Annotated in this window: 4 protein-coding genes and 1 pseudogene; all 5 read right to left on the bottom strand. The window is 61.6% G+C overall.

Annotated elements, in window-relative coordinates:
• Window positions 1-113: TadE/TadG family type IV pilus assembly protein (locus ASF04_RS28765; RefSeq protein ID WP_373922141.1), on the bottom strand; the 113-nt coding region annotated here is incomplete at its 3' end.
• 238 nt (window positions 114-351) lie between these two features.
• Window positions 352-471: pseudogene (locus ASF04_RS28760) on the bottom strand (DUF192 domain-containing protein); the annotation flags it as partial.
• 233 nt (window positions 472-704) lie between these two features.
• Window positions 705-1,571: a PoNe immunity protein domain-containing protein gene (locus ASF04_RS13000; protein ID WP_056142203.1), complete on the bottom strand. Its 867-nt coding sequence runs from the start codon at window positions 1,569-1,571 to the stop codon at window positions 705-707.
• 23 nt (window positions 1,572-1,594) lie between these two features.
• Entirely contained in the window at window positions 1,595-6,550 is a 4,956-nt protein-coding gene (locus ASF04_RS12995) for an RHS repeat-associated core domain-containing protein (RefSeq protein ID WP_056142200.1), read from the bottom strand.
• On the bottom strand, window positions 6,547-7,150 hold a 604-nt coding region (locus tag ASF04_RS12990; RefSeq protein WP_156368635.1), incomplete at its 5' end, for an OmpA family protein. The genes ASF04_RS12995 and ASF04_RS12990, both read right to left, overlap by 4 nt.

Below are 7,150 nucleotides of genomic sequence, written 5' to 3'. Positions count from 1 at the left end.
GCGTCGAGTTTGGCGTTGCCCACGCTGCCGGCACGGGCGGCCAGCATCGCTGCGTGGTCGAGCTGGTTTTTCGCGAAGAACAGCTGGCTGTATTGCACCGTGCCCAATCCCATGATGGTCAGGATCGGCGCTACCACGGCCAGTTCCACCACCGCCGCACCGCGCTGGCGCCCGCGCATGGCAGCGCGCACCGGGACGACCGGCGGCGTGCTGGCCGGTTGCGCCGGCGCTGGTGACAAGGGCGCCAGCACCTGCCAGCGCGACTGCGGATCGTGCAGCCGGTCGCCGGGGGCGATGTTCCAGCGCGCAATGCTGCCCGCAGCCAGGGCGCAAGTGCGGCACGCACTTGCGCACCACGCCTTCGCGGTCCAGGTACAGCACGTCGATGGTGAAGCGCATGAAGCACGTATGCACGCTGGAGCAGCCGGGCAACAGCAATGCGGCATCGGACTCCAGCCCGGCACGCGCCATCAACCCCATAAAACGGCTGGCAAAACTATCCGCGCGCTGCAGCGCCAGGCGGTGATCGCCGCAGCGCGTACGGAGCCAGGCGCCGCCGGGCGGCGCGCCAGTGGTGTCAGGACGTGGGAGGCTGGTCATGGTAGCGTGGGGTTGGTGAAACATGGACGATAGCCACCGGACCAGCAATGCGTTGGCGTTGCGCACCAAGATCTGCTGAGATGGATCACTTGCGGTGTGCATCCTCAGGCGTTCTCACCGCGCGTCGAGCGGTAATAATCCACCAGTGCATCGGGATAACAGGGATGCTCGCGAAAGTCGCTGTCGTCGATTTCCCATAGCATGACCACCATCGCGGCTTCATAGCTCCAGTAACCGTCGTAGGCATCACCGCCATGCGTGGCAAAGCCGATATCGACCAGATAGATTTTCTTGAGCCAGCCATCGAGAAATTTCCGCACCAGGGCGGGCCGGGCGGTGGGCACCGCATCCATGGCATCGATTAGCCATCGATAATGCGGGTGCCTCAGCGTCGTCCCGACCGCGCGCGACGGCGCGATCTGCTGTACCACGCGATCAAACAGCATGTCGCGCCCGGGCGCGCCCGTGCATTCGAGCAGCTGATGCAGCTCCTCCTGGCTGCGGCGCAGGCCGGTGAATATCGCCAAGGCCGTCAATGCGAGCTGATAGTTGGGACGATGATCGAGCACATGGTTGTTCTCGTCTGCGCTGGCGATCTTGCGGTACTCCGACTCGAAATAGGCAAGTGCCGCCACGATCTCCGGTACATAGCGTTGCAGAAGGTCCAGCGGTAATCCTCCCGTGTACGCCACCGCGAGAAATCCAATGTACGACTGGGCGCCAGCGCTGACATACGGGCGATTGACGCTACCCGCCCCATTTTTTTTATCGGTCTCCAATGCATGCCGGGCGCTGCCCAGTGTGGAGCGCATGCTGCGCTCAAAAAACGCGGCGTCGGCGTGGCCGTGTTTATCACGCACCGTCAGACCGGCAGGTAACACCAAATCACGCGTTGCCTTGCGCCATTGCGCAGCCCAGTCGCGGCTCTTGCCGGTCAGCGCATAGCGCAGGTTTTCGAAATATTCACGCATACCCATCTTATCTTTTGTCCTTTTTACTTGAAGAGGCTGGTGATGTCGGCACCAATACTCACCTCGCCCGGTTGGTTCGGCACATCATTGATTTCAAAATAGCGCGTACCGTTTCGGTCAGTCAACGCCAATACTTTCTTGACCCGACCATCACCTGCTGCAGCCCGGATATCGGCCAATCCTGCACTACCGACCGAGTCAGTGATTCGCTTACTGCCGTTACTGTTCAGCCAAGTTTCACTCATTTGTCGGCCTCCGCCATTCCTGGTGGTGTCCAATATACTTTTGGTCGGGTTGGCAGGGAACACACCCGCTGTAGCTTTCGATTCCACCAGATAGTACATTGGCTTGCCACCGATAATGGCCTTGAAGAATCCTGGTCGTTCCTCGAATGCCCCATCCATCCCCTTGGCTCCTTTATACCCGGCTAATTGCGCATCGTAGTCTGCCTGGTTTCTGATTGCTGCGGGATCGAGCGTCTTGTTACCCATGATCTGCAATTTCTTTTTGCCGCTAATCAGAAAACTCCAAGCGTCGAGCTCACCGACAAAGCCACGCTCTATACGGTCAACGATATTCGCCCACGAGCGCGAGCGGAATCCCAGCTTGGCCAGTGTCGAGGTGGCATTGAGAAACTTGTTCTTACCATAATTGACACCTTTTTTAATCTGCTCCAGTACGGAGGCGCCCAGGTCGCCTTCCGTTTTGGAGAAAATTTTGCGTAATAATGCCCCTTCGACGAAACCGCCCGCTCCCACACTGAGCGCATGTGACAAGATGCCCGCCGCCGCCTGCAAATCGCCTTCGCACTTGGCATTATTGATTTTGATGGTTGTGTCGATCAATCCCATCATGACGTCGATGGCGGCCCGCCCCATCGTGTAGTAGGCGACGCCCAGCATCACGCCGTCAAAAATGGCGCCGACGCCAAACGCGTGAGATCCGGCCCACAGTGCGAAAATCGCCGCCGTGGTCGCAATCTTTTCCGGCGATACCATGTCTTTGAGCACGGCACCCAATTCCGCCGGCAACTTGGGAATCGCTGCACCCACCACGTACACCAGCTTGTCCGCGAAACTCCATCCGCTCACGGGCCCGGCGGGTTTGCTCTGCAAGCCCAATGGATCGATATTGGCCACCGGATTGCCGTTGGCGTAAGCATACAGATTAATGCCCCCGGCCTGGCCGCTCGGATCAGGACTCAGGTAACGTCCGCTGTCGGCATCGAGGTAACGCTGAGTGTTGTAGTGCAGGCCGCTTTCTTCGTCAAAGTACTGTTCTGAACCGCGCAGCTGGAATGCCAGCGCGCTACCGGCACCGACCTGCGCCCGTCCGTACCCGCGGATGCTGGCGCTCCAGATGATCTGCCGCGCGGCGTCAACCAAGGCACGGGCCGCACCGGTGTGGTCTGCCACGATGGCGAAAACGTCCGTGCGCTCGGCCTGGCCAACGGCCCGGGTCAATTCCGCAGGCACCTGTTTGAGAGCGGCACCCGCCGCGGCCCGAACACCGCTGTCCCTGGCCTGTAGCAGCGCAATTGGCCGAGTGCCATTGTGGTCTTCCAGCCAGACGTACTGGCGCTTGATGGCGATGCCACCAACGTCGGGCTCCGCCTCGGCCACCAGTTGACTGCCGTCATACAGGAAATACGTTACTTTTTTCTGGTTGTGCGTATACACAACCTTCTTGATACGTTCGCCAAACGCGTTGTAGCGGTACTCGGCGACCGGCTGTCCATCCTGGCTGACCTTGGTCAGGCGCCCCAGGCTGTCCCAGTTGTAGGTGGTGGCGCCGGCGCGCGTGGTCCGGCCCGCCGCATCGTATTGGTACTCGCGGCGTGCGCCGCTGCCATCTGCGGACAGGATACGGTTGCTCAATGCATCGATTTGGTAGCGCGCCGCAGTGGTGCCGCTACGCTGCACCAGGTTTCCCGCCACATCGTAGTCATAGCTGAGCGCGCCCGGTAAGTGCCTGCCATTGCCATCGCTCTCGGTTGCCGCCTCCAGTCTGCCCAGCGGACCGTAGCCGTAACGGGTATGCCGTATGCCCTCGAGCCCGCTGCTGCCGCGCTGGACAATCTGGCCGACCGCATCCACCCTCTGGTTCTCCTCCCAGAATCCGGGACTGCCGATGCGGGTGACGCGTCCTTTGCGGTCGAGGTGGCGCACGAAATCGACGCCGTGGGCCAACTGGTATTGCTGCCTGGCGTAGCCATCTTCGGCATCGTTCATGGAATTCAGCAATACCGTATCGGCTAACAGTCGCTTGCGCGTGATGCCTGCCAGCAGTCCGGCCTTCGGATGCAAGGCGTTGTGGTATCGGTAGTCGAGGATCTCGCCGTCCGGCAGCGTCTTGCGCGTCAGCTGACCGCGCCCGTCATAAACGTAACGAGTACTGAGCCGGGCGCCGTCAAATATGCGTGTATGCAATGTCAGCTGACCGCCGGCGGCGTACTCGTACAGTTCCTCACCGCCCGGAAAGGTCACCCGAACCGGTTTGCCCTGCGGACCGTAATCAAGCCTGGTTACGCCCTCCGCCGTGCGCTGTTCCACCACATGTCCGGCGAGATCGTAGCGATACGTGATCGTTTGCGCCCGTTCGCTGCCATATGCCAATGTCTTGGCGCGCAGCGTATCGTCGTCATTCCAGCGGTAGACGGTTACGCCGGCGTCGGGGCTGTCGACCCGCAGCAGGCGGCCGAAGTCATCATAGACATAACCGGTGCGCAAAGCACGCGGATCGCTGATTTGCGTGACCCGATGCAAATTGTCATACGCCAGGCGTGTCGTGATGCCGCCAGGCTCCATCACCGACAGCGGCAAGCCGTCAGCATTGCGTTCGACGGTGGTCACGCCACCGTGAGGATCCACCAGCCGCTCGCTGCCGCCACGGGTATCGAACTGGTTTGCGGGCGCCTCGGGATCGTCGGTATAACGCGACAGGTCGCTGCTTTGCGCCACGCTGCCATCCGGATTGAGGAGCTCGCGCGCCAGGAGATTGCCCTCACCATCGCGTTGCACCTTGATGCGATTACCCTGGGCATCGGTGACATCGCTGAGACGACCGTCGCCGCCATACGTGAACTGCATGCGCTGGCCAGTCGCCTGAAGTACCTCGCTCACCTGGCCCAAGGTGTTATAGGAAAAATAGCTGTGGACGCCTGACTTGCCAAGCTTGGTCACCCTGCCAAGTTCATCATAACCATAGTCGAGCACCACACCATTCGCATCGACCAGGCGCAATGGCCGGCCCGCGTCGTTTATCTGCGCGATGCGCATAATGCGATTGCCCGGCAACGTCGTCTGCATGACATGGTTGCCGCTCTGGTCGTACTCGTAGGTCGTAACGTCGGAGTCGACGGGTTGGCCACGGGGCCCGTTGCGCAGGGGACCGTCAACCATCGCCAACAGGCTGCGCCCGGCGATGTTGCGATAGCTGAAAACAGTGGTGCGCGCCAGCGGCAGCGCAGCGCCGCCCGCCTCCATCGGCGGCGCCCACCCCTGCTCGTTGATGCTGACGACCTGCAACCTGTCATTGTAGGCAATGCGCGTTCGCGTCTGCTTGCCCGCCACCACACTCGGACGTATCACCGCCGTGGGTTTTGGCGTCGCACCGGGACCATACTCATAGCGCACCTGCAACTGCGGCGGCAGCGCCTGGCCGTTGCGATAGTCGATGCGGTAAACGCTCAGGGGCCTGCCATAGTGATCGAGTTCATTCCGAACCGTACTGACTGCGCCTCCCGCACCATCCGTACGAGTGGTCTCTGTCAGCCGGCCCAGGCGGTCGTAGGCATAACGGGTATTACCAGGGCCGCACTGCGCGCAACCCGGGCCCCGTGCCTCCAGCAACCGCAAGTCTTCGCCCACGGTGGCATAGCGGTACACAGTGGGCTGACCGAGGCTGTTGGTCACGGTGGTCTGGCCCGGCTTGTCGTAACTGATGGTGACCTTACCGGCATCGTTGGCATGGGTAGAGAGCACGCCGCGCCCGGCACTGTCGTAGGCATAGGTCGCATAGCGGTAAGCGGGCTGCGCCTGTTTGGCCGGGTCGGCGCCATGCACCGCACCGCGAAGTATGCCAATGCCCGTCAGTAACGTGGGACGGCGCGCATCTTCATAATAATACTCGCGCCCCTGGCCCGCCACCGGGTAATGCACACGCACGAGGTTGGCCACCAGTTGGCGCGGATCAGCAGTGGTTGCCAACGACCGGCTGCTGCCTTGCTCATAATCGAAGCGCCCCATCGGACTATCAATACTTTTTACGCCCAGGAAGCGGCCCCCACGCGCGGCCCCGCGTTCCGGATAAATCAACCGCAAGCTGCGCCCCTGTGGGTCGGTCACTTTGACCAGCAGCCCCTTGCTGTCGTATAACAAACTGAGCACTTCGCCGGTGATAGCCTTGATTTGCTGTAGCTTGCCCTGCTGGTCGAAGCGCAGCTCGCGGCCGTCACCCCAAAGCCAGATGTAATCGTCACCGCCTTGACGGTTACGGCGAATGCTGATGCTGCCACTAGCCGGGTCGGCGCCGTTCGCCAACGCCGGGTTGGCAAGGTCGCGGTAAAACATGAAGCTGGAGCCGTCGGCCTGGAACACTTGGAGCATGTTGCCGTTAGCGACAAGGATTGTTTCATACGACAGCTTCCAGCCCCGCCCGAGCAATCCGGGCATATCGCCAGTACCGCTGAACCGGCTGTTGTAATGGCGGACGATCTCCAATCCCAGCACACCAGGCAGCGGCGCCATGTCCTGCTCGCGTTGATACTTGTTACCAGTGAGGATGTTGATCGGATTGCCGGCGCCGATGTTGACACTGGCCGTGGCTGGCTGGCTGGCCGGGGCCGGCGTGGACGCGCTACACGTCGGTCCGCCATCGTCCGGGCAGGCCTGGACCGTGCCAGCCACTGCCGACAACAGCAGGACCACTAAAGCGACATGCAGGCGCGCACGCATGAAAGAGAAAGTGCGCGCGATCATGGTGAGCCTTTGGGTGTCAATTCAACGACCACACGCCGGTTCGGCGCATAGCAATTTTGTAGTGCGACGCCGGTCATCCCCGGGCAACTTTCCTGCCGCACCACCAGGTCGGCCGAGCCGGCGCCGACCACATTCAGATAATCGACTCGAAGTCCATGGGAGATCAGATAGTCGCGCACCGCTTCGGCGCGCCGGCGTGAGAGGTCGAGGTTATAGACCTCGGTGCCGATCGGGTCGGTGTAGCCGGTCACGGTCAAGGTGTCGTACGCCCTGCCGTTGGTATTCCGGATCAGCTGATCTAGCGCTTCCATACCTGCCGGTTGCAGTGCCGCCTGGTCGAAACCGAACAAGGCGTCGGCATTCAGGTTAGCCACAATCGGTATCGGGCAAGTGTTGCCCGGTGGTTGAGGCTGTGTTCCGCAGCCGCCCTGGTTGATGCAATCGTCGACCGGCGGTGGCGGGTTCGTGGTAACCGGCGGATCGCCCGGATTGACAGGGTTGCCGCCATTGCCGGCGCCCGGGGCCGATACCGGGCTGTCCGGTTCGATGGCGTCGGACTGCATCTGCAAGGTCACGTGCGTGACCACCGGCACCAGGCCG

This window comes from Duganella sp. Leaf61 (genome assembly GCF_001421905.1).
Lineage (GTDB): Bacteria > Pseudomonadota > Gammaproteobacteria > Burkholderiales > Burkholderiaceae_D > Rugamonas > Rugamonas zoogloeoides.
This window is presented reverse-complemented; position numbering and strand designations above follow the sequence as displayed.